This window comes from Pseudomonas sp. BW16M2, from assembly GCF_014268865.1.
Taxonomy (GTDB): Bacteria; Pseudomonadota; Gammaproteobacteria; order Pseudomonadales; family Pseudomonadaceae; genus Aquipseudomonas; species Aquipseudomonas peradeniyensis.
Genome location: NZ_JABWRI010000001.1, coordinates 471682 through 494366, shown reverse-complemented (window position 1 = coordinate 494366; position 22685 = coordinate 471682). Strand labels below are relative to the sequence as shown.

The 22685-nt window shown below is 64.5% G+C and carries 22 protein-coding genes; 11 read left to right on the top strand and 11 right to left on the bottom strand.

Annotated elements, in window-relative coordinates; all coding sequences use genetic code 11:
* Nucleotides 1-246: 246 nt before the first annotated feature.
* Nucleotides 247-1896, top strand: a complete 1650-nt coding sequence (locus HU735_RS02240; RefSeq protein ID WP_186712238.1) for a GMC family oxidoreductase — start codon at nt 247-249, stop codon at nt 1894-1896.
* A gap of 97 nt (nt 1897-1993) precedes the next feature.
* On the top strand, nt 1994-3613 hold the full coding sequence (locus HU735_RS02235) for an MFS transporter (protein ID WP_186712237.1): 1620 nt from the start codon (nt 1994-1996) through the stop codon (nt 3611-3613).
* Nucleotides 3614-3906: 293 nt separating this feature from the next.
* On the opposite strand, the gene HU735_RS02230 is transcribed toward HU735_RS02235, so the two are convergent.
* The 4 genes from HU735_RS02230 to glyQ all read right to left on the bottom strand — a co-directional run bounded on the left by HU735_RS02230 (nt 3907) and on the right by glyQ (nt 8273).
* Nucleotides 3907-4677, bottom strand: coding sequence for a lysophospholipid acyltransferase family protein (locus HU735_RS02230; RefSeq protein WP_028690041.1), 771 nt, complete (start codon nt 4675-4677; stop codon nt 3907-3909).
* 65 nt (nt 4678-4742) lie between these two features.
* A complete protein-coding gene (gmhB, locus tag HU735_RS02225; protein ID WP_062572332.1) occupies nt 4743-5270 on the bottom strand; it encodes a D-glycero-beta-D-manno-heptose 1,7-bisphosphate 7-phosphatase in 528 nt (175 codons plus the stop codon).
* A gap of 4 nt (nt 5271-5274) precedes the next feature.
* Entirely contained in the window at nt 5275-7329 is a 2055-nt protein-coding gene (gene glyS, locus HU735_RS02220) for a glycine--tRNA ligase subunit beta (protein ID WP_186712236.1), read from the bottom strand.
* Nucleotides 7326-8273: a glycine--tRNA ligase subunit alpha gene (glyQ, locus tag HU735_RS02215; RefSeq protein ID WP_011531473.1), complete on the bottom strand. Its 948-nt coding sequence runs from the start codon at nt 8271-8273 to the stop codon at nt 7326-7328. Before glyQ ends, glyS begins: the two co-directional genes overlap by 4 nt.
* An 83-nt stretch (nt 8274-8356) precedes the next feature.
* On the opposite strand from glyQ, the gene HU735_RS02210 reads away from it, so the two are divergent.
* Nucleotides 8357-8908 carry a DNA-3-methyladenine glycosylase I gene (locus HU735_RS02210; RefSeq protein WP_186712235.1) on the top strand — a complete coding sequence of 184 codons (552 nt, stop codon included), beginning with the start codon at nt 8357-8359 and terminating at the stop codon, nt 8906-8908.
* A gap of 41 nt (nt 8909-8949) precedes the next feature.
* Complete coding sequence (locus tag HU735_RS02205) at nt 8950-9837, top strand: lysophospholipid acyltransferase (RefSeq protein WP_186712234.1); 888 nt, start codon at nt 8950-8952, stop codon at nt 9835-9837.
* Nucleotides 9838-9952: 115 nt separating this feature from the next.
* Here the strand turns inward: HU735_RS02205 and HU735_RS02200 are convergent, their stop codons facing one another.
* The 5 genes from HU735_RS02200 to def all read right to left on the bottom strand — a co-directional run bounded on the left by HU735_RS02200 (nt 9953) and on the right by def (nt 14481).
* The gene (locus HU735_RS02200; protein ID WP_186712233.1) at nt 9953-10261 is read right to left on the bottom strand and encodes a tetratricopeptide repeat protein; all 309 of its coding nucleotides are present in this window, start codon (nt 10259-10261) and stop codon (nt 9953-9955) included.
* A gap of 11 nt (nt 10262-10272) precedes the next feature.
* Entirely contained in the window at nt 10273-11646 is a 1374-nt protein-coding gene (gene trkA / locus HU735_RS02195; protein WP_186712232.1) for a Trk system potassium transporter TrkA, read from the bottom strand.
* 26 nt (nt 11647-11672) lie between these two features.
* Nucleotides 11673-12983 carry a 16S rRNA (cytosine(967)-C(5))-methyltransferase RsmB gene (gene rsmB / locus HU735_RS02190; RefSeq protein ID WP_186712231.1) on the bottom strand — a complete coding sequence of 437 codons (1311 nt, stop codon included), beginning with the start codon at nt 12981-12983 and terminating at the stop codon, nt 11673-11675.
* On the bottom strand, nt 12980-13912 hold the full coding sequence (fmt, locus tag HU735_RS02185; RefSeq protein WP_186712230.1) for a methionyl-tRNA formyltransferase: 933 nt from the start codon (nt 13910-13912) through the stop codon (nt 12980-12982). The genes rsmB and fmt overlap by 4 nt, the downstream gene beginning before the upstream one ends.
* A 62-nt stretch (nt 13913-13974) precedes the next feature.
* Entirely contained in the window at nt 13975-14481 is a 507-nt protein-coding gene (gene def / locus HU735_RS02180; protein WP_028690050.1) for a peptide deformylase, read from the bottom strand.
* Between the two features lie 208 nt (nt 14482-14689).
* On the opposite strand from def, the gene dprA reads away from it, so the two are divergent.
* The 5 genes from dprA (at nt 14690) to HU735_RS02155 (ending at nt 17997) form a co-directional block, all read left to right on the top strand.
* Nucleotides 14690-15787: a DNA-processing protein DprA gene (gene dprA, locus HU735_RS02175; RefSeq protein ID WP_186712229.1), complete on the top strand. Its 1098-nt coding sequence runs from the start codon at nt 14690-14692 to the stop codon at nt 15785-15787.
* Between the two features lie 39 nt (nt 15788-15826).
* A complete protein-coding gene (locus tag HU735_RS02170; RefSeq protein WP_028690052.1) occupies nt 15827-16384 on the top strand; it encodes an L-threonylcarbamoyladenylate synthase in 558 nt (185 codons plus the stop codon).
* A gap of 466 nt (nt 16385-16850) precedes the next feature.
* On the top strand, nt 16851-17162 hold the full coding sequence (locus tag HU735_RS02165; protein ID WP_186712228.1) for a hypothetical protein: 312 nt from the start codon (nt 16851-16853) through the stop codon (nt 17160-17162).
* A gap of 279 nt (nt 17163-17441) precedes the next feature.
* The gene (locus HU735_RS02160; protein ID WP_046853585.1) at nt 17442-17726 is read left to right on the top strand and encodes a type II toxin-antitoxin system prevent-host-death family antitoxin; all 285 of its coding nucleotides are present in this window, start codon (nt 17442-17444) and stop codon (nt 17724-17726) included.
* A complete protein-coding gene (locus tag HU735_RS02155) occupies nt 17692-17997 on the top strand; it encodes a Txe/YoeB family addiction module toxin (RefSeq protein ID WP_082337593.1) in 306 nt (101 codons plus the stop codon). Before HU735_RS02160 ends, HU735_RS02155 begins: the two co-directional genes overlap by 35 nt.
* 81 nt (nt 17998-18078) lie before the next feature.
* Here HU735_RS02155 and HU735_RS02150 read toward each other — a convergent pair whose 3' ends face one another.
* The gene (locus tag HU735_RS02150) at nt 18079-19056 is read right to left on the bottom strand and encodes an NADPH:quinone reductase (protein WP_186712227.1); all 978 of its coding nucleotides are present in this window, start codon (nt 19054-19056) and stop codon (nt 18079-18081) included.
* A gap of 132 nt (nt 19057-19188) precedes the next feature.
* Between HU735_RS02150 and hemF the strand changes: the two genes are divergently transcribed.
* Both hemF and aroE read left to right on the top strand, forming a co-directional pair.
* Nucleotides 19189-20100 carry an oxygen-dependent coproporphyrinogen oxidase gene (hemF, locus tag HU735_RS02145; RefSeq protein WP_011531485.1) on the top strand — a complete coding sequence of 304 codons (912 nt, stop codon included), beginning with the start codon at nt 19189-19191 and terminating at the stop codon, nt 20098-20100.
* Nucleotides 20101-20125: 25 nt separating this feature from the next.
* On the top strand, nt 20126-20950 hold the full coding sequence (gene aroE, locus HU735_RS02140; protein ID WP_186712226.1) for a shikimate dehydrogenase: 825 nt from the start codon (nt 20126-20128) through the stop codon (nt 20948-20950).
* Between the two features lie 39 nt (nt 20951-20989).
* Here aroE and HU735_RS02135 read toward each other — a convergent pair whose 3' ends face one another.
* Nucleotides 20990-22555, bottom strand: a complete 1566-nt coding sequence (locus HU735_RS02135) for a SulP family inorganic anion transporter (protein ID WP_186712225.1) — start codon at nt 22553-22555, stop codon at nt 20990-20992.
* Nucleotides 22556-22685 lie beyond the last annotated feature (130 nt).

Here is a 22685-nt window from a genome sequence, read left to right as displayed (position 1 = left end):
TGTGCCGCGATGGGCCGCATAGCGGCCCCAACTGATGCATGCGGTATTTCAGGTACACCGCGTTTGCATTATCAGGGCCGCTATGCGGCCCATCGCGGCACAAGGCCGCTCCTACACAGGAATTCGTGCTGGGCATTGGCGCTGTGCTAAAACGCACAACGGCTGCGCGAAATCTCGTGTTTCCTCAGCGAAATTAATCAATAAGATGGATCGGGACAAGAATAATAATCAGGCGCGAGGTTGCACATGCCATCAGCCGATCCTGTCTACGACTATGTGGTCGTGGGTGCCGGTCCCGCCGGTTGCCTGCTGGCCAACCGCTTGTCCGCCGACCCTTCGTGCCGCGTATTGCTGCTCGAGGCGGGGGGCCGCGACAACTATCCCTGGATTCACATCCCCGTCGGTTACCTCTACTGCATCGGCAATCCACGCACCGATTGGTGCCTGAAGACCGAGGCCCAGCCTGGCCTGAACGGTCGCAGCCTGGGTTATCCACGGGGCAAGGTGCTGGGCGGCTGCTCGTCGATCAACGGCATGATCTACATGCGTGGCCAGGCCGCCGACTATGACCGCTGGGCCGAGCAAGGCAACGACGGCTGGGCGTGGAAGGATGTGCTGCCCTTGTTCAAGGCCAGCGAGAACCACTTCGCCGGCGCCAGCGACAGTCACGGCGCGGACGGGGAATGGCGGGTCGAGCAGCAGCGCTACAGCTGGCCGATCCTCGATGCCTTCCGCGATGCCGCTGAGCAGAGTGGCATCGCCAAGGTCGAAGACTTCAACACGGGCGACAACGCCGGCTGTGGATACTTTCAGGTCAATCAGCGCAGCGGCGTGCGCTGGAACTCGGCCAAGGCGTTTCTCAGGCCCATCCTCAAGCGCCCCAACCTGACAGTGTTGATGGGCGTACAGGTCGACCAGGTGCTGCTCGACAACACCCGAGCCCGGGCGGTGAAGGCCCTGTGGCAAGGCGCCTGGCACGCGTTCGCCGCTCGCCGCGAGATCATCCTGTGCGCGGGCTCTGTGGGCTCGCCCGGCATCCTGCAACGCTCCGGCATTGGCCCGCGCAAGCTGCTCGAAGGCTTGGGTATCGGGGTTCGCCATGAGATGCCCGGGGTTGGCGGCAACCTGCAGGATCACCTGCAATTGCGCCTGATTTACCAAGTCCGCAACACCCGAACCCTCAACCAGATGGCCAACAGCCTGTGGGGCAAGCTGGGCATGGGCCTGCGCTATGCCTATGACCGCAGCGGCCCGTTGGCCATGGCGCCGAGCCAGCTGGGCGCCTTCGCCCGTTCAGGCCCCGAGCAGGCAACGGCCAACCTGCAATACCACGTGCAGCCGCTGTCGCTGGACCGTTTCGGCGAACCGCTGCATCGCTTCCCGGCCTTCACCGCCTCGGTGTGCAACCTGCGCCCGGCGAGCCGTGGACGGATCGACATCCGCTCGGCGGACATGAATGCCGCGCCAGTGATCGACCCCAACTACCTGAGTGACCCCGAGGACCTGCGCGTCGCCGCCGAGGCCATCCGCCTCACCCGGCGTATCGTCCAGGCCCCTGCCCTGGCGGCCTTCGATCCTCTCGAGTATTTGCCAGGCCCCGCCTTGCAGAGCGAGGACGACCTGCACCAGGCCGCCGGCCAGATCGGCACCACCATCTTCCACCCGGTGGGCACCTGCCGCATGGGCAGTGGCGCGCTGGACGTCGTGGATAACCAGCTGCGCGTGCATGGCATTCCCGGCCTGCGCGTGGCCGACGCCTCGATCATGCCGCAGATCGTCTCCGGCAATACCTGTTCACCCACGTTGATGATTGCCGAGAAGGCGGCACAACTGATCCTCAAGGGGGCCAATACCCAGACCAACCTCAGCGACGCCAGCGCGATACCGACGCCCTGACCCGGGTGTTTGCAACAGCGGTGGCTTGTGTTCGCAAGTCGCCGGCAGTGGAACAACAAGAATAATCACTGTGGCCCGCGGGCCGAGGACAGCAACGATGTCGGATTACATCCAGGAACAGGGGGCGGCGGCGAGCAGCCCAAGCCGTCGTGAAGAGCGCAAGATCATTTTCGCGTCATCCCTCGGGACGGTGTTCGAGTGGTATGACTTTTTTCTCTATGGCGCGCTGGCCGCGGTCATCAGCAAGCAGTTCTTCGCTGGCGTCAACGACACCACCGCCTTCATCTTCGCCCTGATGGCCTTTGCCGCCGGCTTCCTGGTGCGCCCGTTCGGCGCGCTGGTGTTCGGCCGGCTGGGCGACATGATCGGGCGCAAGTACACCTTCCTGGTGACCATCGTGCTGATGGGCCTGTCGACCTTCGCCGTGGGCCTGTTGCCCACCTACGCCAGCATCGGCATCGCCGCGCCGATCATCCTGGTGGTGCTGCGCATGCTCCAGGGCCTGGCGCTGGGCGGTGAATACGGCGGCGCGGCCACCTATGTCGCCGAACACGCGCCACCCGGCAAGCGCGGTTTCCATACCGGCTTCATCCAGTCCACCGCCACCCTCGGCCTGCTGCTGTCGTTGCTCGTGGTCCTGGCCAGCCGCTACATCAGTGGCGACCAGTTCGAAACCTGGGGCTGGCGCCTGCCGTTCCTGCTGTCGATCGTGCTGCTGGCGATTTCCACCTGGATCCGCATGAGCATGCACGAGTCGCCGGCCTTCGTGAAAATGAAGGCCCAGGGCAAGGTCAGCAAGTCGCCGATCCGCGAGTCGTTCACCTCGTGGCCCAACCTGAAGGTGGTGCTCACGGCGCTGTTCAGCATCAATGCCGGGCAGGCGGTGACCTTCTACACCGCGCAGTTCTACGTGCTGTTCTTCATGACCCAGATGCTCAAGATGGACCCGGCCCAAGCCAACACCCTGCTGATCATCAGCGTGGTGATCGGTGCGCCGTTCTTCGTGTTCTTCGGCTGGCTGTCGGACCGGGTCGGGCGCAAGCCGATCCTGATGCTTGGCCTTTTGCTGGCGACGGTGTTGTACTTCCCGCTGTTCAAGGCCCTGAGCCATTACGCCAATCCGCAGATCGACGCCGCCAGTCGCCAGGCGCCGATCGTCGTCACCGCCGATCCCAAGGGCTGCACCTTCCAGTTCGACCCGGTGGGCAAGGCACGCTTCGACAGCCCGTGCGACAAGGTCAAGACGTTCCTGGTCAAGCAGGGCCTGCCCTACAGTTCGGTGAATGTCGCTGGCAGCGAGGTGATCGTCAGCATCGGCGCCAAGACCATCAATGGCTTCGACGAGACGGCCATGCGCAGTGCCATCGATAGTGCTGGTTACCCAGCCAAGGCGGATCCTGCGCATGTGAACCAGGTGATGGTGGTGGTGCTGATCGTTGTCATGATCCTGATCGCCACCATGACCTACGGGCCGTTGGCGGCGGTGATGGTCGAGCTGTTCCCGACGCGCATCCGCTACACCTCGATGTCCCTGCCCTACCACATCGGCAATGGCTGGTTCGGCGGCTTCCTGCCGACGGTGTCGTTCGCGTTGGTGGTGTACACCGGGGATATCTTCTATGGGCTGTGGTACCCGGTGTTGATCACCGGGGTGAGCCTGGTGGTGGGGATCTTCTGCCTGAAAGAGACCCGGGATGTGGATATCGACAAGGTCTAGGCAGTACAGATGACACTGCGTGGGAGCGGGCTTGTCCCGCGATACCGGCGCAGCCGGTGCCATCCATCGCGGGGCAAGTCGGGGCGCCGAACCGCCGCTCCCACGTACTCGCTATGCCACCATCAAACGAGCACAAAAAAACCGGCGTAAAAGCCGGTTTTTTTATCGCGGGAAAAAACTTATGCACGATTTTCGAAAAAACGTCATACATGGAAATAAATAGCTAATTCAATCACTTAGCTATGTTTGAAGACGCTTAATCCAAAAATTGCTAACACGTTATCCACAGATCGTCAGGCAGGCTGCTGCTCGGGTTTTTCCGCCGCGGGCGGCAGTGAACCCATGGCGCGTTGGGCCGCCTCGTTCCATGCCTGGGCACGGTCGTTGAGCTCGGCGATGGCACGCGGGCCTGTCCCCTCCGGGTACATCGGCTCGCCAATCACCACCTCGATGGTGCCCGGGCGCTTGCCCCAGCCTTCACGCGGCCAGAACTTGCCGGCGTTGTGGGCGATCGGCAGTACCGGCAGGCCGGCATTCACCGCCAGCGCGGTGCCGCCGCGGGAAAACTTGCCCATCTGTCCATGCGGCACACGGGTGCCTTCGGGGAAGATCAACACCCAGGTGCCCTGCTTGAGCAGCTCGTCGCCCTGGCTGGCAACCTGGCGCAGGGCCTCCTTGGGGTTCTTCCGGTCGATGGCGATCGGTCGCAGCATGGCCATGGCCCAGCCGAAGAACGGCACGTACAGCAACTCGCGCTTGAGCACCTGGCTCAGCGGCGAAAAGTAAGCCGAGAGGAAGAATGTCTCCCAGGTGCTCTGGTGGTTCGACAGGATCACGCAAGGTACGTCAGGCACGTTCTCGGCGCCGGTGACCTTGTAGTCGATCCGCAGGATCGTCCGCACCAGGAACAGTGCGCAGCGGCACCAGTACACGTTGATGAACTTGTAGCGCTTGGGGAACGGCAGGAAAGGCGCGACGAAGAAGCTCAGCGAGCACCACAGCAGCGAACTGGTGCCCAACAGCAGGTAAAAAAGAAAGATTCTGATCGCCTGCAGGATCGACATAGTGGCATGTACCGTTGCGGGGCGTGCCCGCCTAATGAAAAGTGCGCCGGTCCTGGCGCACTCATTTAAATAAGTTCTCTGGCGATGGCAGCCAGATCGTCGAAAATCAGTGTAGTTTGCGGGACACCTTTTTCCAGGGTCCTTTCGCCCTTGCCGGTTTTTACCAACACGGGTTGTGCATCGACGGCCAGGGCCGCCTCCAGGTCACCTTTGCTGTCACCGACGAACCATACGCCGGCCAGCGGCACCTGGTAGTGCTCGGCGATTGTCCGCAGCATGCCGGGCTTGGGCTTGCGGCAGTCGCAACCCTCGTCCGGGCCGTGCGGACAATGCACGATCAGGCCGACCTCGCCGCCCTGCTCGGCCACCAGCGCGCGCAGGCGCGCATGCATGGCCTCGAGGGTTTCCAGCGGGTAGTAGCCGCGGGCAATGCCGGACTGGTTGGTGGCAACCGCCACCGTCCAGCCCGCCTTGCTCAACTGCGCGATGGCCTCGATCGAGCCAGGAATGGGGATCCACTCCTCCAGCGACTTGATGTAGGCGTCGGAGTCGTGGTTGATCACTCCGTCTCGATCAAGAATCAGCAGTTTCAACGACTCACCCCAGCAGCGAGATATCGGCCACGCCCAGGAACAGACCGCGCAAGCGGCTGAGCAGGGCATAACGGTTGGCGCGTACCTTGGCGTCCTCGGCGTTGACCATCACCGCCTCGAAGAAGGCGTCGACCGGGTCACGCAGGGCGGCCAGGCGGGCCAGGGCCTCGCTGTACTGACGCGCGGCCGCCATCGGTTGCACGGCCTGGTCGGCCTGCTGGATGGCCGAGTACAGGGAGAACTCGTTGGCATTGTCGAAGTACTTCGGCTCGACCTGGTCGGCGATGGCGCCTTCGGCCTTGCCCAGCAGGTTCGACACGCGCTTGTTCGCCGCGGCCAGGGCTTCGGCTTCCGGCAGCTTGCGGAAGGCCTGCACGGCCTGCACGCGTTGGTCGAAGTCCAGCGCCGAACCCGGCTTCAGGGCACGCACCGACAGGTAGGTGGAGACGTCGATGCCTTCGTCCTCGTAGCGCGCGCGCAGGCGGTCGAAGACGAACTCCAGCACCTGCTCGGACAGGCCGGCGGCCTTGACCTTGGCACCGAACTGCTTGACCGCGAACTCGACCGCGACGGCCAGGTCCAGGTCCAGCTGCTTCTCGATCAGGATGCGCAGCACGCCCAGGGCGGCACGACGCAGGGCGTACGGGTCCTTGCTACCGGTGGGCAGCATGCCGATGCCGAAGATGCCGACCAGGGTGTCGAGCTTGTCGGCGATGGCCACGGCGGCACCGGTGAGGGTCTGCGGCAGCTCGGCGCCGGCGCCGCGCGGCATGTACTGCTCGTTCAGCGCCAGGGCGACGTCTTGCGGCTCGCCATCGTTGAGGGCGTAGTAGTAGCCGGCGATGCCCTGCATTTCAGGGAATTCGCCGACCATTTCCGAAGCCAGGTCGCACTTGGACAGCAAGCCGGCACGGCCAGCGTTGGCGGCGCTGCCACCGATGTACGGGGCAATGAAGGCGGCCAGCTTGGAAACGCGCTCGGCCTTGTCGAACACGGTGCCCAGCTGAGCCTGGAACACCACGTTCTTCAGGCGCTCGTTGAAGCTTTCCAGCGGCTGCTTCTTGTCCTGCTTGAAGAAGAACTCGGCGTCGGTCAGGCGTGGGCGCACGACTTTCTCGTTGCCTTCGACGATCTGCTTCGGATCGCGGCTCTCGACGTTGGCCACGGTGATGAAGCGCGGCAGCAGCTTGCCTTCGCTGTCCAGCAGGCAGAAGTACTTCTGGTTGTCCTGCATGGTGGTGATCAGGGCTTCCTGCGGCACCTCGAGGAAACGCTCCTCGAACGAGCACACCAGCGGCACCGGCCACTCGACCAGGGCGGTCACTTCGTCCAGCAGCGCTGGCGGCACGATGGCCGTGCCTTCCTGCTGCATGGCAAGCTCGGCGGTACGCTTGCTGATCAGCTCGCGACGCTCGGCGAAGTCGGCCAGCACGTGGGCCTTGCGCAGGTCCTCGACGTAGTTGGCCGGGGTGGTGATGAGTACGTTTTCCGGGTGGTGGAAGCGGTGGCCACGGGATTCACGGCCAGCCTTCTGGGCCAGGATGGTGCAGTCGACCACCTGGTCGCCCAGCAGCATCACCAGCCACTGGGTCGGGCGCACGAACTCTTCACGGCTGGCGCCCCAGTGCATGCGCTTGGGGATCGGCAGGTCGTTGAGCGAATCCTCGACGATGGTCGGCAGCAGGCTGGCGGTGGCCTTGCCCGGAATATGCTGGGAGAAGCGCAGCTTGGGGCCGCTCTGGTCGATGTCCGACAGCTCCACGCCGCACTTCTTGGCGAAGCCCAGGGCGGCCTGGGTCGGCTGGCCTTCGGCATTGAACGCGGCCTGCACGGGCGGGCCGTCGATGTTGATGCTGCGGTCCGGCTGCTGCACGTCCAGCTGGCGGATCAGCACGGCCAGGCGGCGCGGCGCGGCGTAGACCTGCTTGCCGGTGTAGTTCAGGCCGGCGGCCTGCAGGCCTTTCTCGATGCCGGCGAGGAACGCGTCGCCCAAGCTGGCGAGGGCCTTCGGTGGCAGCTCTTCGGTGCCCAGTTCAACCAGGAAATCTTGAGCACTCATTGTGCAGCCTCCAGCTTAGCCAACACTTCGTCACGCAGTTCAGGAGAGGCCATCGGGAAGCCCAGGCGTGCGCGGGCTTGCAGATAGCTTTGCGCCACGTCCCGGGCCAGGGTACGTACACGCAGGATGTAGCGCTGGCGCTCGGTCACCGAGATGGCGCGGCGGGCGTCCAGCAGGTTGAAGGTGTGCGAGGCCTTCAGGACCATTTCGTAGGTCGGCAGCGGCAGGTCCAGCTTGATCAGGCGGTTCGCTTCGCTTTCGTAGAAGTCGAACAGTTCGAACAGCTTCTCGACGTTGGCGTGCTCGAAGTTGTAGGTCGACTGTTCCACTTCGTTCTGGTGGAACACGTCGCCGTAGGTGACCTTGCCGAACGGACCGTCGGCCCATACCAGGTCGTAGACCGAGTCCACGCCCTGCAGGTACATGGCCAGGCGCTCCAGGCCGTAGGTGATTTCACCGGTGACCGGGTAGCACTCGATGCCGCCGACCTGCTGGAAGTAGGTGAACTGGGTCACCTCCATGCCGTTCAGCCAGATTTCCCAACCCAGGCCCCAGGCGCCGAGGGTCGGCGATTCCCAGTTGTCTTCGACGAAGCGGATGTCGTGAACCAGCGGATCCAGGCCGATGGCTTTCAGCGAGCCGAGGTACAGCTCCTGGAAGTTGGCCGGGTTCGGCTTGAGCACCACCTGGAACTGGTAGTAGTGCTGCAGGCGGTTGGGGTTTTCGCCATACCGCCCGTCGGCGGGGCGACGGCTGGGCTGCACGTAGGCGGCGTTCCAGGTCTCCGGGCCGACGGCGCGCAGGAAGGTAGCGGTGTGGAAAGTGCCGGCGCCTACTTCCATATCGTAGGGCTGAAGCACCACACAACCTTGCTCGGCCCAGTAGTTCTGCAGGGCGAGGATCAGGTCTTGGAAGGTACGCACGGCTGGCGTAGGCTGGCTCACGAAATTCACCTGTATCTGGGGATGCGGATGTAAAGAGCGGGAGTATACCCGATTCGCCTCGCCCTCTACGTTATTGGAGCCTTATGCCACGCTGCTTTTGGTGTTCCGACGATCCGTTGTACCAGGCCTATCACGACCACGAATGGGGAACGCCGCAGCGCGACCCGGCGTTGCTCTTCGAGATGCTTTTGCTCGAAGGGTTCCAGGCGGGGTTGTCGTGGATCACGGTATTGAAGAAACGCGAGCGCTATCGCCAGGTGCTGGACGGCTTCGACCCGGTGAAACTGGCGCGCCTGAGCGACGAGCGCATCGAGGAGCTGATGCTGGACCCCGGCATCATTCGCAACCGCCTCAAGCTCAAGGCCGTGCGCCGCAATGCCCTGGCCTGGCTGGCTGTGGATAACCCCGCCGAATGGCTGTGGTCGTTCGTCGGCGGTGCGCCGAAGATCAACCATTTCCAGGGGCGCGGCGACGTGCCGGCGGTCACCGATGAGGCCAAGGCCATGAGCAAGGCCCTGCGGAAGGCCGGCTTCACCTTTGTCGGGCCGACCATCTGCTACGCCTTCATGCAGGCTACCGGCATGGTCATGGACCACACCACCGACTGTGATCGCTACGCCGCGCTGGTGCGCTGACGGGGTACAATGCGCGCCTTGCTGAAATAAGGAATTCGCCTGTGGAAAAGTTCAAGGGCGCCCTGATGGTCGGGGTGCTGCGCCTGTTTGCCAAGCTGCCCTGGGGCGCTGTGCAGCGCGTCGGCGCCGGTATCGGCTGGCTGATGTGGAAAGTCCCCAATGGCTCGCGCAATGTCGTGCGGATCAACCTGGCCAAGTGTTTCCCGGAGATGGACCCGGTCGAGCGCGAGCAGCTGGTTGGCCGCGCGTTGAAGGACATCGGCAAGTCGTTCGTCGAGAGCGCCTGTGCCTGGATCTGGCCGCCGCAGCGCTCGCTGGAGCTGGTCAAGGAAGTGCACGGCCTGGAAGTGCTGGAACAGGCCCTGGCCTCGGGCAAGGGCGTGGTGGGCATCACCAGCCACCTGGGCAACTGGGAAGTGCTCAACCACTTCTATTGCAACCAGTGCAAACCGATCATCTTCTACCGCCCGCCGAAGCTCAAGGCAGTGGATGACTTGCTGCGCGAACAGCGCGTGCAGATGGGCAACCGCGTGGCGCCTTCGACCAAGGAAGGCATCCTCAGCGTGATCAAGGAAGTGCGTCGGGGTGGTCAGGTGGGGATTCCGGCCGACCCGGAGCCGGCCGAGTCGGCGGGTGTGTTCGTGCCGTTCCTCGGGACCCAGGCGCTGACCAGCAAGTTCGTGCCGAACATGCTGGCCGGCGGCAAGGCGGTCGGGGTGTTCCTGCATGCCCTGCGGCTGCCGGATGGCTCGGGCTTCAAGGTGTTCCTGGAGGCGGCGCCGGAAGAGATGTACAGCACCGATGTAACTGAATCGGCGGCGGCCATGAGCAAGGTGGTCGAGCGTTATGTGCGCGAGTATCCGAGCCAGTACATGTGGAGCATGAAGCGCTTCAAGAAGCGCCCGGCTGGCGAGGCGCGCTGGTATTGAAATTCTGGGGGCGCTTTGCGCCCCTTTTGCCGGCAAGCCGGCTCCCACATGACGCAGCGCTCACCTGTGGGAGCCGGCTTGCCGGCGAAAGGGCTGCAAAGCAGCCCCGGCGATCTCAGATCTTGTTCAATTTCTTCAGGAACACGGTCATCTCTTTCTCGGCCTGCTTGTCGCCATGGGCCTGCGCCGCAACGATCCCCTCTTCCCAGGCCTTGCGCGCGCCGTCCAGATCCCCGCTCAACTGATACGCCTTCCCCAGCAGCTTCCACGCCGCCGAGTACTTCGGATCCTGCTTCACACAGGCAGCCAGGTGCACCGCCGCTTCAGCCCCATTGCCCTCGTCCAGCCAGGCCTTGCCCAGCCCGAACCTCAGCAGCGGGTTATCCACACCCTTGGCCAGCATCTTTTCCAGCGATTCGCGCATGTCCTTCCCTCCTAGAAGAAACTCAGGCCCACGTGGAACATCTTCTCCACGTCCCGAATATGCTTTTTATCCACAACGAACAGGATCACATGGTCGCCCGACTCGATCACCGTGTCGTCGTGGGCGATCAGCACTTCCTCGTCGCGGATGATCGCGCCGATGGTGGTGCCCGGCGGCAGCGAGATGTCCTCGATGGCCTTGCCCACTACCTTGCTCGACTTCGAATCACCATGGGCTACCGCCTCGATGGCCTCGGCCGCGCCGCGGCGCAGCGAGTGCACGCTGACGATATCGCCGCGGCGCACGTGGGCCAGCAAGGTGCCGATGGTGGCCAGTTGCGGGCTGATGGCGATGTCGATCTCGCCGCCCTGCACCAGGTCGACGTAGGCCGGGTTGTTGATGATGGTCATCACCTTGCGCGAGCCCAGGCGCTTGGCCAAAAGCGACGACATGATGTTGGCTTCGTCGTCGTTGGTCAGGGCCAGGAAGATGTCGGCGTCGGCGATGTTCTCTTCGAGCATCAGGTCGCGGTCGGAGGCGCTGCCCTGCAGCACCACCGTGCTCTCGAGGGTGTCGGAGAGGTAGCGGCAGCGCGCCGGGTTCATCTCGATGATCTTTACCTGGTAGCGGCTCTCGATGGCCTCGGCCAGGCGTTCGCCGATCTGCCCGCCGCCGGCGATGACCACGCGCTTGTTGGTCTCGTCGATACGCCGCAGCTCGCCCATCACCGCGCGGATGTCCTTCTTCGCGGCGATGAAGAACACCTCGTCGTCGGCCTCGATCACCGTGTCGCCCTGGGGCGTGATCGGCCGGTCGCGGCGGAAGATCGCCGCCACGCGGGTGTCGACATTGGGCATGTGGGCGCGGATCTGGCGCAGTTGCTGGCCCACCAGCGGGCCGCCGTAGTAAGCCCTGACCGCCACCAGCTGGGCCTTGCCTTCGGCGAAGTCGATCACCTGCAGCGAGCCCGGGTGTTCGATCAGGCGCTTGATGTAGTTGGTCACCACCTGTTCGGGGCTGATCAGCACGTCCACCGGGATGTGGTCGTTGTCGAACAGCTCTTCGCGGGTCAGATAGGCCGACTCGCGCACCCGGGCGATCTTGGTCGGGGTGTGGAACAGCGAATAGGCCACCTGGCAGGCGACCATGTTGGTTTCGTCGCTGTTGGTCACCGCCACCAGCATGTCGGCGTCGTCGGCGCCGGCCTGGCGCAACACCGTCGGCAGTGAGGCGCGCCCCTGCACGGTGCGGATGTCCAGGCGATCGCCCAGGTCGCGCAGGCGCTCGCTGTCGGTGTCGACCACGGTGATGTCGTTGGCTTCGCTGGCCAAGTGCTCTGCCAGCGTACCGCCTACCTGGCCTGCGCCGAGGATGATGATCTTCATCCGCTACTCCCTACCCTTTTTGTTCTTTACCCGCGCGAGGCGGCAATCTTGATCAGCTTGGCATAGTAGAAACCGTCGTGGCCGCCTTCCTGGGCCAGCAACTGGCGGCCATGGGGCTGGCGCAGGCCGGCCTCGGTGGCCAGGTCCAGCTCGCGGGCGCCGGGGGTGCGGGCGAGGAAGGCGTCGATCACTTCGGTGTTCTCGGTCGGCAGGCTCGAGCAGGTGGCATAGAGCAGCATGCCGCCCACTTCCAGGGTCGGCCACAGGGCGTCGAGCAGCTCGCCTTGCAGCGCGGCCAGGGCCGGGATGTCCTCGGCCTGGCGGGTCAGCTTGATGTCCGGGTGGCGGCGGATCACGCCGGTGGCCGAGCACGGCGCATCGAGCAGGATGCGCTGGAACGGCTTGCCGTCCCACCAGCTGGCGGTGTCGCGGGCGTCGCAGGCGATCAGCTCGGCATCGAGCTTGAGGCGGTCGAGGTTCTCGCGCACGCGGGCCAGGCGCTTGGCTTCCAGGTCGATGGCGACCATGTGGGCCAGGCCTGGCTCGGCTTCCAGCAGGTGGCAGGTCTTGCCGCCCGGGGCGCAGCAGGCGTCGAGCACGCGCTGGCCGGGGGCCAGTTCGAGCAGGTCGGCGGACAGCTGCGCGGCTTCGTCCTGCACGCTCACCCAGCCGTCGGCGAAGCCCGGCAGGCCGCGCACGTCGCAGGCCTCGGCCAGGACGATGCCGTCGCGGCTGTACTGGCAGGCGCTGGCCTGGATGCCGGCCTCGGCCAACAGCGCCAGGTAGGCGTCGCGGCTGTGATGGCGGCGGTTGATCCGCAGGATCATCGGCGGGTGGGCGTTGTTGGCGGCGCAGATGGCTTCCCATTGTTCCGGCCAGAAGGCTTTCAGCGACTTCTGCAGCCAGCGCGGGTGGGCGGTACGCACCACCGGGTCGCGTTCCATGCCGGCGAGCAGCTCCTCGCCTTCACGCTGGGCGCGGCGCAGCACGGCATTGAGCAGGCCCTTGGCCCACGGCTTCTTGAGCTTGTCGGCGCAACCCACGGTCTCGCCGATGGCGGCGTGGGCCGGGATGCGCGTGTAGAACAGCTGGTACAGGCCGACCAGCAGCAGCGCCTGCACATCGGCGTCGGCGGCCTTGAACGGCTTCTGCAGCAGTTGCGCGGCCAGCAGGTCCAGGCGCGGTTGCCAGCGGGCGGTGCCGAAGGCCAGGTCCTGGGTCAGGCCGCGGTCGCGCTCCTCGACCTTGTCCAGTTGCGCCGGCAGCGAGCTGTTCAGCGAGGCCTTGCCGCTGAGCACGGCGGCGAGGGCACGGGCGGCGGCCAGGCGTGGGTTCATTGGCCGAGCACCTTGCCACCGGCGAACTTCTCGCGGCGGCTGTTGAACAGGTCGCTGAAGGCCAGGGCCTTGCCGCCGGGCAGTTGCAGGCGGGTCAGGCTCAGTGCGCCGTCACCGCAGGCGACCACCAGGCCGTCCTTGCTGGCGGAGAGGATTTCGCCGGGGGCGCCCTTGCCTGTGGACAAGTTGGCGGCCAGCACCTTCACGCTTTCGCCGTCGAGGGTGCTGTGGCACACCGGCCAGGGGTTGAAGGCACGGATCAGGCGCTCCAGTTCGACGGCCGGGCGGCTCCAGTCGATGCGGGCTTCGTCCTTGTTCAGCTTGTGGGCATAAGTGGCCAGGGCATCGTCCTGGACTTCACCTTGCAACGAACCGTCGGCCAGGCCGGCGATTGCCTGGACTACAGCAGGCGGACCCATTTCGGCGAGACGGTCATGCAGGGTGCCACCGGTGTCCTCGGCGCTGATCGGGGTAACCACCTTGAGCAGCATCGGGCCGGTGTCCAGGCCGGCTTCCATGCGCATCACGGTCACGCCGCTCTCGGCGTCACCAGCCTCCACGGCGCGCTGGATCGGCGCCGCACCGCGCCAGCGTGGCAGCAGGGAGGCGTGGCTGTTGATGCAGCCCAGGCGCGGAATATCCAGCACCACTTGCGGCAGGATCAGGCCGTAGGCGACCACCACCATCAGGTCCGGCTTGAGCGCGGCGAGCTCGGCTTGCGCCTCGGCGTTGCGCAGGGTCTGCGGCTGGTACACCGGGATGTCATGGGCTACAGCCAGCGCCTTGACTGCGGTTGGCATGAGCTTTTGGCCACGGCCAGCCGGGCGGTCGGGCTGGGTGTAGACGGCCACGATCTCGTACGGGCTGTCGAGCAGGGCCTTGAGGTGTTCGGCGGCAAACTCTGGAGTGCCTGCGAAGACGATGCGCATGGAGTTCTCGCTTCTTCAAAAAGAAAAAGGCTTGCCGGAGCAAGCCTTCTGGAAGGTGGGGATCAGGCTTGCTGGCGGTGCTGCTTTTCCAGCTTCTTCTTGATCCGGTCGCGTTTGAGCTGGGACAGGTAGTCGACGAACAGCTTGCCGTTGAGGTGATCGAACTCGTGCTGCACGCACACGGCCAGCAGGCCTTCGCATTCCAGTTCGTAGGGCTTGCCGTCGCGGTCCTGGGCCTTGACCCGCACGCGCAGCGGGCGATCGACGTTCTCGTAGAAGCCGGGCACCGACAGGCAGCCTTCCTGGTACTGGCCCATGTCGTGGGTCAGCTCCTCGACCGTGGGGTTGATGAAGACGCGCGGTTCGCTGCGGTCTTCGCTCAGGTCCATTACCACGACCTGCTTGTGCACGTTGACCTGGGTGGCGGCCAGGCCGATGCCGGGCGCCTCGTACATGGTCTCGAACATGTCGTCGATCAGCTGGCTCAAGGCGTCGTCGAACTCCGTCACCGGTTTGGCGATGGTGCGCAGGCGCGGATCGGGGAATTCGAGAATGTTCAAAATGGCCATGGCGGTCAGGCAGTCACTGTGCGGTCGGTTGAAAACTGAGCACACATAATAAAGGGAAATGGGGCGTTCGGCACCTGTGAAGCTTGGCTAGGGTCTCTATGGGCTTGATAGCTGCCGTTTCATGGACAGCTTTTCAAAGTGTTACTCACAAAGTTATCCACAGGTTGTGCCACGTATCTGGCCCCCTGTCGATCAAGGATGATCCACCATGAACCCATCCCGTTCGTCGCCTTGTCCGCCTGCGGAACTGGAGGCGCGGCTGCGTCTTCATAGCCTTCCAGAGATTGGCTTGCGTCGTTTCCATACCCTCATCGAAGCGTTCGGCAGTGCCTCGTCGGCACTTAGCGCGCCGGCCAGTGCCTGGCAGGCGTTGGGGCTGAAGGCTGCCAGTATAGACGCCCGGCGCAGCCCGCAAGTGCGCGACGGCGCATTGGCTGCAATGCGCTGGCTAGAGCATCCGGGCCAGCATTTACTGATGTGGGACGGGCCTGGCTACCCGGCGTTGCTGGCCGAGATAGACGATCCGCCGCCGCTGCTGTTCGTCGCGGGTGACCCTGATTTGCTTGAGCAACCGCAACTGGCGATCGTGGGCAGCAGGCGTGCTTCACCTCCGGCGCTGGATACGGCGGGCGCGTTTTCCCGTTGCCTTTCCCAGGCCGGTTTCACCATCACCAGCGGGCTGGCGCTGGGTGTTGATGGTGCCGCTCATCGGGCCGCCTTGAAGGCTGGCGGACACACCATCGGGGTGCTCGGCACGGGGTTGCAAAAACTTTATCCACAGCGCCACCGTGACCTGGCACGGGCAATGCTCGACAGTGGCAGCGCGCTGGTTTCCGAGTACCCACTGGATGCCGGGCCGCTGGCCGGCAACTTCCCGCGTCGCAACCGGATCATCAGCGGCTTGTCGCTGGGTGTGCTGGTGGTCGAGGCCAGCCTGGCCAGCGGTTCGTTGATCACCGCACGGCTTGCTGCCGAACAGGGGCGGGAGGTGTACGCGATTCCCGGGTCCATTCATCACCCCGGCGCCAAGGGCTGCCACCAGCTGATCCGCGATGGCGCCCTGCTGGTGGAAAGCGTGGAGCAGATCCTCGACAGCCTGCGCGGTTGGCAGAACCTGCCGCCTGCGGTTGTGGATAAACCCGCTCATCCATTGATCGCCCTGCTCCACGCCGCACCCCAGACTACCGAGGGCCTGGCCAGCAGCAGCGGCCTGCCACTGGCCCAGGTACTGGCCAGCCTGACCGAGCTGGAGCTTGAAGGCCGGGTGAGCAATGAAGCCGGGCGTTGGTTTGCCCGTGCCGGCTAAGTACACTGCGCGCACGGCGATTATGCGGAGAGACGGAAAATGGTGAGCAGTTGGCGTGTGCAACAAGCCGCGCGCGAGGTGAAGGCGGGTGCGGTGATCGCCTATCCGACGGAAGCGGTCTGGGGCCTGGGCTGCGACCCGTGGAACGAGGACGCGGTGTATCGCCTGCTGGCGCTCAAGTCGCGGCCTGTGGATAAAGGGCTGATCCTGGTCGCCGACAATATTCGCCAGTTCGACTTTCTGTTCGAGGATTTCCCCCAGGACTGGATCGATCGCATGAGCGCCACCTGGCCTGGGCCGAACACCTGGCTGGTGCCGCACCAGGGCCTGCTGCCCGAGTGGGTGACCGGGCAGCATGACACCGTGGCGCTGCGGGTCAGCGATCATCCACAGGTGCGTGAGTTGTGCGCGTTGGTCGGGCCGTTGATCTCCACCTCGTGCAACCCGGCCGGGCGGCCGGCGGCCAAGAGCCGGTTGCGGGTGGAGCAGTATTTCCACAACGAGCTGGACATGGTGCTGGGTGGGGCGTTGGGTGGGCGGAAGAACCCGAGCCTGATTCGCGACCTGGCGACCGGTGAGGTTGTGCGCCCGGGCTGATACCGCTGGCGAGGGCTTCGCCCTCGTTTCGCGGCACAAGGCCGCTCCTACAGGTACAGCGCAGCTCTCAGGCTTGGCGCTGTAACCTGTGGGAGCGGCCTTGCCGAGGCGTCGGACCGGTCGGAAAGGGCCGCAAAGCGGCCCCAGAATTCCCGCCGATTTTTCTGATTTGCACCCAGATGGCTGCCCATTCTGAATTCAGAGAAATATCCTACGCAGCCTGTCGACTGCCATTACCTTCTCAGTGGGAACGCTTGCCTCTAGGCTCCAAATCGTCGCCGAATAACTTGGCGATCGGGTGTGGTAGCCCGGGTATTCGATTCCCCATGTCAGTCCATGGCGGCTGTGCGTGGGAGGCTTTCGAGCCTGCCTGGTTTGGGAATCGCCCGGGTCTACCACCTCGCGTACAGTCGCCACCCAATTCGCGTGGTAGCGGGGCCGGTGGTTTTTTAAGGAGCGAATTCCCATGACTAGAAAGCTTGTTCCCGATCCACCACTCCCAAATACCACAACCCACCCCTTCGGCCGATGCGACGCCGGCCACCCCCCACTCTTCACCGTAAACCCCAACATCGAAGCCCACGACGCCCTGGTGCACGTCGCGCTCTACCTGCGCTGTGCCTACGACACTGGCATCAAGGCCCTCGATCACCTGCGCGACGAGGGGCGTGGCATGTACTGGTCGAGCCTGCATTCGCTGGAAATGGCGGAGGGGTTGGTGGAGGCGATGCTCGATGGCATCGAGTCGGCGCCAGCGGCGAAGAAGCCCGCCGGCTGAACTGACGCAATCGCGGGGCAAGCACGCTCCCACGCCGATCTCTGGTCATGGCATGGGAGAGGACTTGCCCCGCGATGAAATAGAAACTGGGAAATACCCTACGTGTCACACCGATCCAATCACGTTCCCGCTGAAGGTTTGGGCCGGTAATCTCCCTTTGCTTTGCGCAGCACTCCATCCCGAGTGATGAAGACGCCGACGGCGGGTCGTTGAGATTTGTACCCAGCTTTGTACAATGTTCGCTCAGCTCTCCTTTGTAATCCGGGAAGGATTGGACAAATGCATGTACTGACTTTTAGCCAAGCTCGCGCCGACCTGAAGCAAACGATGGATGACGTATGCCGCGACCACGAGCCGGCGATCATCACGCGCCAACGTGGCGAGCCGGTGGTCATGCTGTCCCTGGAGGATTACAACGGCATGCAGGAGACCCTTTACTTGCTAGGGTCTTCTGCCAACGCAAGGCGCTTGCGTTCATCAGTCGAGCAGCTGCGGTCGGGTCAGCCAGTTACTCAAGAGCTGATCATCGATGAACATGAAGTCAAAGCAACGCAACAAGACTGAGGCTCGGAATTCCGTGAGCGTTGCGTTCACTGCCGAGGGATGGGAAGACTATCACCACTGGCGGGAAGCTGATTCGGCGATCTTCGAGACGGTCAATGTGCTGATCCGCGAGTGCTGCCGTACACCCTTCAAAGGGACTGGTAAACCTGAGCCGCTCAAGGGCGATCTTTCCGGGTTCTGGTCTCGTCGCATCACCCGAGAGCACCGTCTGGTCTACTTCTATGAAGGTGGCCAGTTGACTGTACTTCAATGTCGGTTCCACTACGACTGAGAAATCGCATCGCTGGGCAAGCCCACTCCCACGCGGGTCTCTGATATGGCGTGGGAGCGGGCTTGCCCCGCGATAGAGCCATCAAGGCAGAAGCACAGTCGAGCCAACGGTCCGCCGCGCCGACAACTCCGCCTGCGCCTTGGCCGCCTCACCCAACGGATACCGCTGCTGGATATCCACAACCAGCTTGCCACTGGCGATCATCGCGAACAGATCATCGGCCATGGCCTGGGTGTTCTCGGCATTGTTGGCGTAGCTCCCCAGCGTCGGCCGGGTGACATACAACGACCCCTTCTGCGACAGGATCCCCAAGTTGACCCCGGTTACCGCGCCGGAGGCATTGCCGAAGCTCACCATCAACCCCCGCGGCTGCAGGCAATCCAGCGACGTCAGCCAGGTATCGGCGCCCACGCCGTCATACACCACCGCGCACTTTTGACCGTCGGTCAGCTCCAGCACGCGCTTGGCTACGTCTTCATGGCTGTAGTCGATGGTCGCCCAGGCCCCGAGCGCCTTGGCCCGCTCGGCTTTCTCAGCCGAGCTGACAGTGCCGATCAGCTTCGCCCCCAACGCTTTGGCCCACTGGCAAGCCAGCGACCCCACACCACCGGCAGCAGCATGGAACAGCACGAAGTCCCCTGGCTGCACGGGATAGGTCTGCTTGAGCAAATACTGCGTGGTCAGCCCCTTGAGCATCACCGCCGCCGCCTGTTCGAAGCTGATCGCCTCCGGCAGCTTCACCAGGTTGGCCTCCGGCAGCGTATGCACCTCGCTGTAGGCCCCCAGCGGCCCACCGGCATAGGCCACGCGGTCGCCGACCTTGATCCGGCTGACGCCCTCGCCCACCGCCTCGACCACGCCTGCCGCTTCGGTGCCCAGCCCGGAAGGCAGCGCAGGCGGCGCATACAGCCCGCTGCGGAAATAGGTGTCGATGAAATTCAAGCCGATTGCATGGTTACGCACCCGCACCTGCTGCGGGCCGGGCGGTGCCGGGTCGAATTCCACCAGTTGCAGGACTTCCGGGCCGCCATGCTGGCTGAACTGGATACGCTTGGCCATCACACACTCCTGTCGTCGAGGGTCGCAAAGGCCTTCTATCGGACGCCTTTGCTTGACCGCCGTCAACTGCGACGCGGCGTCGGCCGGTGGTATGCTACGCGGCGAATTTTCCCGCTCCTTCCAGGTGACCCGATGACCAGCCGCACCGAGGCCGTAAAAGCCTACCTGCTCGACCTGCAAGACCGCATCTGCTCTGCCCTCGAAACCGAAGACGGCGGCGCCCGCTTCGTCGAGGATGCCTGGGTGCGCGATGCCGGTGGCGGCGGTCGCACGCGGGTGATCGGCGAGGGCAAGGTGATCGAGAAAGGCGGGGTGAATTTCTCCCACGTGTTCGGCGCCGGCCTGCCGCCGTCGGCCAGTGCCCACCGCCCGGAACTGGCGGGTCGTGGCTTCGAGGCCCTGGGTGTGTCGCTGGTGATCCACCCGCACAACCCGCACGTACCAACTTCCCACGCCAACGTGCGTTTCTTCATCGCTGAAAAAGAGGGTGAAGAGGCGGTGTGGTGGTTCGGCGGCGGCTTCGACCTGACCCCGTACTACGGCAACGAGGAAGACTGCGTGCACTGGCACCGCGTCGCCGAACAGGCCTGCGCGCCGTTCGGTGCGGATGTCTACCCGCGCTACAAGGCCTGGTGTGACCGCTACTTCCACCTCAAGCACCGTGGCGAACCGCGCGGCATCGGCGGCCTGTTCTTCGACGACCTGAACGAGTGGGACTTCGACACCTGCTTTGCCTTCATGCGCGCCATCGGCGACGCCTACGTCGACGCCTACCTGCCGATTATCCAGCGCCGCAAGGACACGCCGTACACTGCCAAGCAACGTGAATTCCAGGAATACCGCCGTGGCCGCTACGTCGAGTTCAACCTGGTCTACGACCGTGGCACGCTGTTCGGTTTGCAGTCCGGTGGTCGCACCGAGTCGATCCTGATGTCGCTGCCGCCGCAGGTACGCTGGGGCTACGATTGGAAAGCGGAGCCTGGCAGCGAGGAAGCGCGCCTGACCGACTACTTCCTGCAGGACCGCGACTGGCTCGCCCAGTAAGCCTGTGGATAACCGAGGAGCTCCCATGGACCAGTACGTCGTATTCGGCAACCCCATTGGCCACAGCAAGTCGCCGCTGATCCACCGCCTGTTCGCCGACCAGACCGGCCAGGACCTGGAGTACGCCACCCTGCTGGCGCCTCTGGACGAGTTCAGCGACTGCGCCACAGGCTTCTTCAAGCAAGGCAGCGGCGCCAACGTCACCGTGCCGTTCAAGGAAGAGGCCTATCGCCTGTGCGACAGCCTCACCCCGCGCGCCCAGCGTGCTGGCGCGGTGAACACCCTGACCAAGCTGGCCGACGGTACCTTGCAAGGCGACAACACCGACGGCGCCGGGCTGGTGCGGGACCTGACGGTGAACGCCGGGGTGGTCTTGGCTGGCAAGCGTATCCTTATCCTTGGCGCCGGCGGTGCGGTTCGCGGTGTGCTGGAGCCGATCCTGGCACACAAGCCACAGTCGCTGGTGATCGCCAACCGCACCGTCGAGAAAGCCGAGCAGCTGGCGCGGGAGTTCGATGAACTTGGGCCGGTGGTGGCCAGTGGTTTCAGTTGGTTGCAGGAGCCGGTGGACGTGATCATCAACGCTACTTCTGCGAGCCTGTCCGGTGAGCTGCCGCCGATTGCCAACAGCCTGGTCGAGGCCGGCAGCACTGTCTGCTACGACATGATGTATGGCAAGGAACCGACGCCGTTCTGCCAGTGGGCCAGCAAGCTGGGGGCGGCCAAGGTGCTGGATGGGCTGGGGATGCTGGCCGAGCAGGCGGCGGAGGCGTTCTTCATCTGGCGTGGGGTGCGGCCGGAGACTGGGCCGGTCTTGGATGAACTGCGCCGACAACTCGCTCGTAGCTGAGATTGCTGGGGCTGCAAAGCAGCCCCAGGATCTGGAAGGTCAATCATCGAACCGGATCGGACACTGCTCCACTCCCTCCAGCTTCTGTAACTCCTCGACTACCTGCGGTCGTGCCCGGTGCAGCGTCAGGCTGCCGCCAAGGCGTAGCAACCGCCGCGCCTCGCGGTGCAACATATCCACACCCGAATAGTCGATGAAGTTCACCTGCCGTGCATCGATCACCACATTCGGCCCCTCGCAGCGCTGCAAGCGCAGCTGCAGGTAATGCGCCGCGCCGAAGAAGATCGACCCGCCCACCCGCAACACGTCCGCCTCCCCTTCCCGGCTCTGCTGTACTCGCGGCCTCGAGGTGCGCTTGAGGTAGAAGAACAGCGATGCCAGCACCCCGGCGTAGATCGCCGTCTGCAGCTCCAGCAGCAGGGTCGCGGCGGCGGTCAGCGCCATGACCAGGAACTCCGAACGGCTGACCCGGAACAGCGCGCGGATGCCGCGATGGTCCACTAGCCCCCAGCAGATCAGCAGGATGCTGCCCGCCATTGCCGGGATCGGCAGATGGGCGATCAGCCCGGCCCCCGCCACCGCGAACAGCGCCACCCACAGCGCCGAGAACACCCCGGCCAACGGCGAGCAGGCGCCTGCGTCGTAGCTGAGCCCGGAGCGGGTAAAGGAGCCGGAGGACAGGTAGCCGGAGAAGAACGCCCCGATGATGTTCGACAAGCCCTGGGCGCGAATCTCCTGGTTGGCGTCGATCAGTTGCTCGGAGCGTGCGGACAGGGAACGGGCGATGGACAGGCTGGTGACCAGCCCAAGCATGCCGACAGCCACGGCACTGGGCAGCAGGCGCAGGATCAGTTCCACATCGAGTAACGGCAGTGGGCTGAGCGGTGGCAACTGCCCGACGAAAGCGGGCACGCGCGGCACATGGCCGAACACGCCGGGCAACAGCCAGGCCGCCAGGCTCACCAGCAGCAGACTTATCAACAGGCCAGGCCAGCGTGGGCGCCACAGCTTCAACACCACGCCAATCGCCAGGGTGCTCAGTCCGAGTACCAGCGATGGAATGTCCACCTCGCCAGCATGGCCGGCCAATTCCTGCACGGTCTTCAGAGCCGTGGCCTGGCTCGGCAGATCCAGGCCCAGCAGGTTGGGCAACTGCCCCAGGGCGATGACGACGGCGGCGCCGAGGGTGAAGCCCAGCACCACCGAATGGGAGACGAAGTTGACCAGCGCGCCGAAGCGCAGCAGCCCGAGCAAGAGTTGGAAGATGCCGCCGAGGAAGGTCAGCAGCAGCACCAAGGTCACGTAGTCGTCGCTGCCGACCACGGCCAGCGGGCTGATGCTGGTATAGAGGACGATGGAAATGGCGGCGGTGGGGCCGCAGATCAGGTGCCAGGACGAGCCCCACAGGCAGGCCACCAGCACCGGCACGATGGCGGCGTACAGGCCGTACTCGGCGGGCAGGCCGGCGATCAGGGCGTAGGCGATCGATTGCGGCAGGGCGAGGATGGCGCCGCTCAGGCCCACCAGCAGGTCCTGGCGCAGGCTGCGGCCTGACTGGCGGGGGAGCCAGGTGAGGAAGGGCAGCAGGTGGTGGAGACGAGGCATGCGTCATTCCTGTTCAGTATCGCAGGCGAGGGCGTTGCCCTCGTTTCGCGACACAAGGCCGCTCCTACAGAAAAGCGCGAACTCCTGTAGGAGCGGCCTTGCCGAGGCGTCGGACCGGCCGGAAAGGGCC

Bases quoted from the DNA above. Each gene is read 5' to 3' on its own strand.
- HU735_RS02240 (WP_186712238.1), top strand. From the start codon at position 247: ATGCCATCAGCCGATCCTGTCTACGACTATGTGGTCGTGGGTGCCGGT.
- HU735_RS02235 (WP_186712237.1), top strand. From the start codon at position 1,994: ATGTCGGATTACATCCAGGAACAGGGGGCGGCGGCGAGCAGCCCAAGC.
- HU735_RS02230 (WP_028690041.1), bottom strand. From the start codon at position 4,677: ATGTCGATCCTGCAGGCGATCAGAATCTTTCTTTTTTACCTGCTGTTG.
- glyS (WP_186712236.1), bottom strand. From the start codon at position 7,329: ATGAGTGCTCAAGATTTCCTGGTTGAACTGGGCACCGAAGAGCTGCCA.
- HU735_RS02210 (WP_186712235.1), top strand. From the start codon at position 8,357: ATGCCACGCTGCTTTTGGTGTTCCGACGATCCGTTGTACCAGGCCTAT.
- HU735_RS02200 (WP_186712233.1), bottom strand. From the start codon at position 10,261: ATGCGCGAATCGCTGGAAAAGATGCTGGCCAAGGGTGTGGATAACCCG.
- trkA (WP_186712232.1), bottom strand. From the start codon at position 11,646: ATGAAGATCATCATCCTCGGCGCAGGCCAGGTAGGCGGTACGCTGGCA.
- rsmB (WP_186712231.1), bottom strand. From the start codon at position 12,983: ATGAACCCACGCCTGGCCGCCGCCCGTGCCCTCGCCGCCGTGCTCAGC.
- fmt (WP_186712230.1), bottom strand. From the start codon at position 13,912: ATGCGCATCGTCTTCGCAGGCACTCCAGAGTTTGCCGCCGAACACCTC.
- def (WP_028690050.1), bottom strand. From the start codon at position 14,481: ATGGCCATTTTGAACATTCTCGAATTCCCCGATCCGCGCCTGCGCACC.
- dprA (WP_186712229.1), top strand. From the start codon at position 14,690: ATGAACCCATCCCGTTCGTCGCCTTGTCCGCCTGCGGAACTGGAGGCG.
- HU735_RS02170 (WP_028690052.1), top strand. From the start codon at position 15,827: ATGGTGAGCAGTTGGCGTGTGCAACAAGCCGCGCGCGAGGTGAAGGCG.
- HU735_RS02165 (WP_186712228.1), top strand. From the start codon at position 16,851: ATGACTAGAAAGCTTGTTCCCGATCCACCACTCCCAAATACCACAACC.
- HU735_RS02160 (WP_046853585.1), top strand. From the start codon at position 17,442: ATGCATGTACTGACTTTTAGCCAAGCTCGCGCCGACCTGAAGCAAACG.
- HU735_RS02155 (WP_082337593.1), top strand. From the start codon at position 17,692: ATGAACATGAAGTCAAAGCAACGCAACAAGACTGAGGCTCGGAATTCC.
- HU735_RS02150 (WP_186712227.1), bottom strand. From the start codon at position 19,056: ATGGCCAAGCGTATCCAGTTCAGCCAGCATGGCGGCCCGGAAGTCCTG.
- hemF (WP_011531485.1), top strand. From the start codon at position 19,189: ATGACCAGCCGCACCGAGGCCGTAAAAGCCTACCTGCTCGACCTGCAA.
- aroE (WP_186712226.1), top strand. From the start codon at position 20,126: ATGGACCAGTACGTCGTATTCGGCAACCCCATTGGCCACAGCAAGTCG.
- HU735_RS02135 (WP_186712225.1), bottom strand. From the start codon at position 22,555: ATGCCTCGTCTCCACCACCTGCTGCCCTTCCTCACCTGGCTCCCCCGC.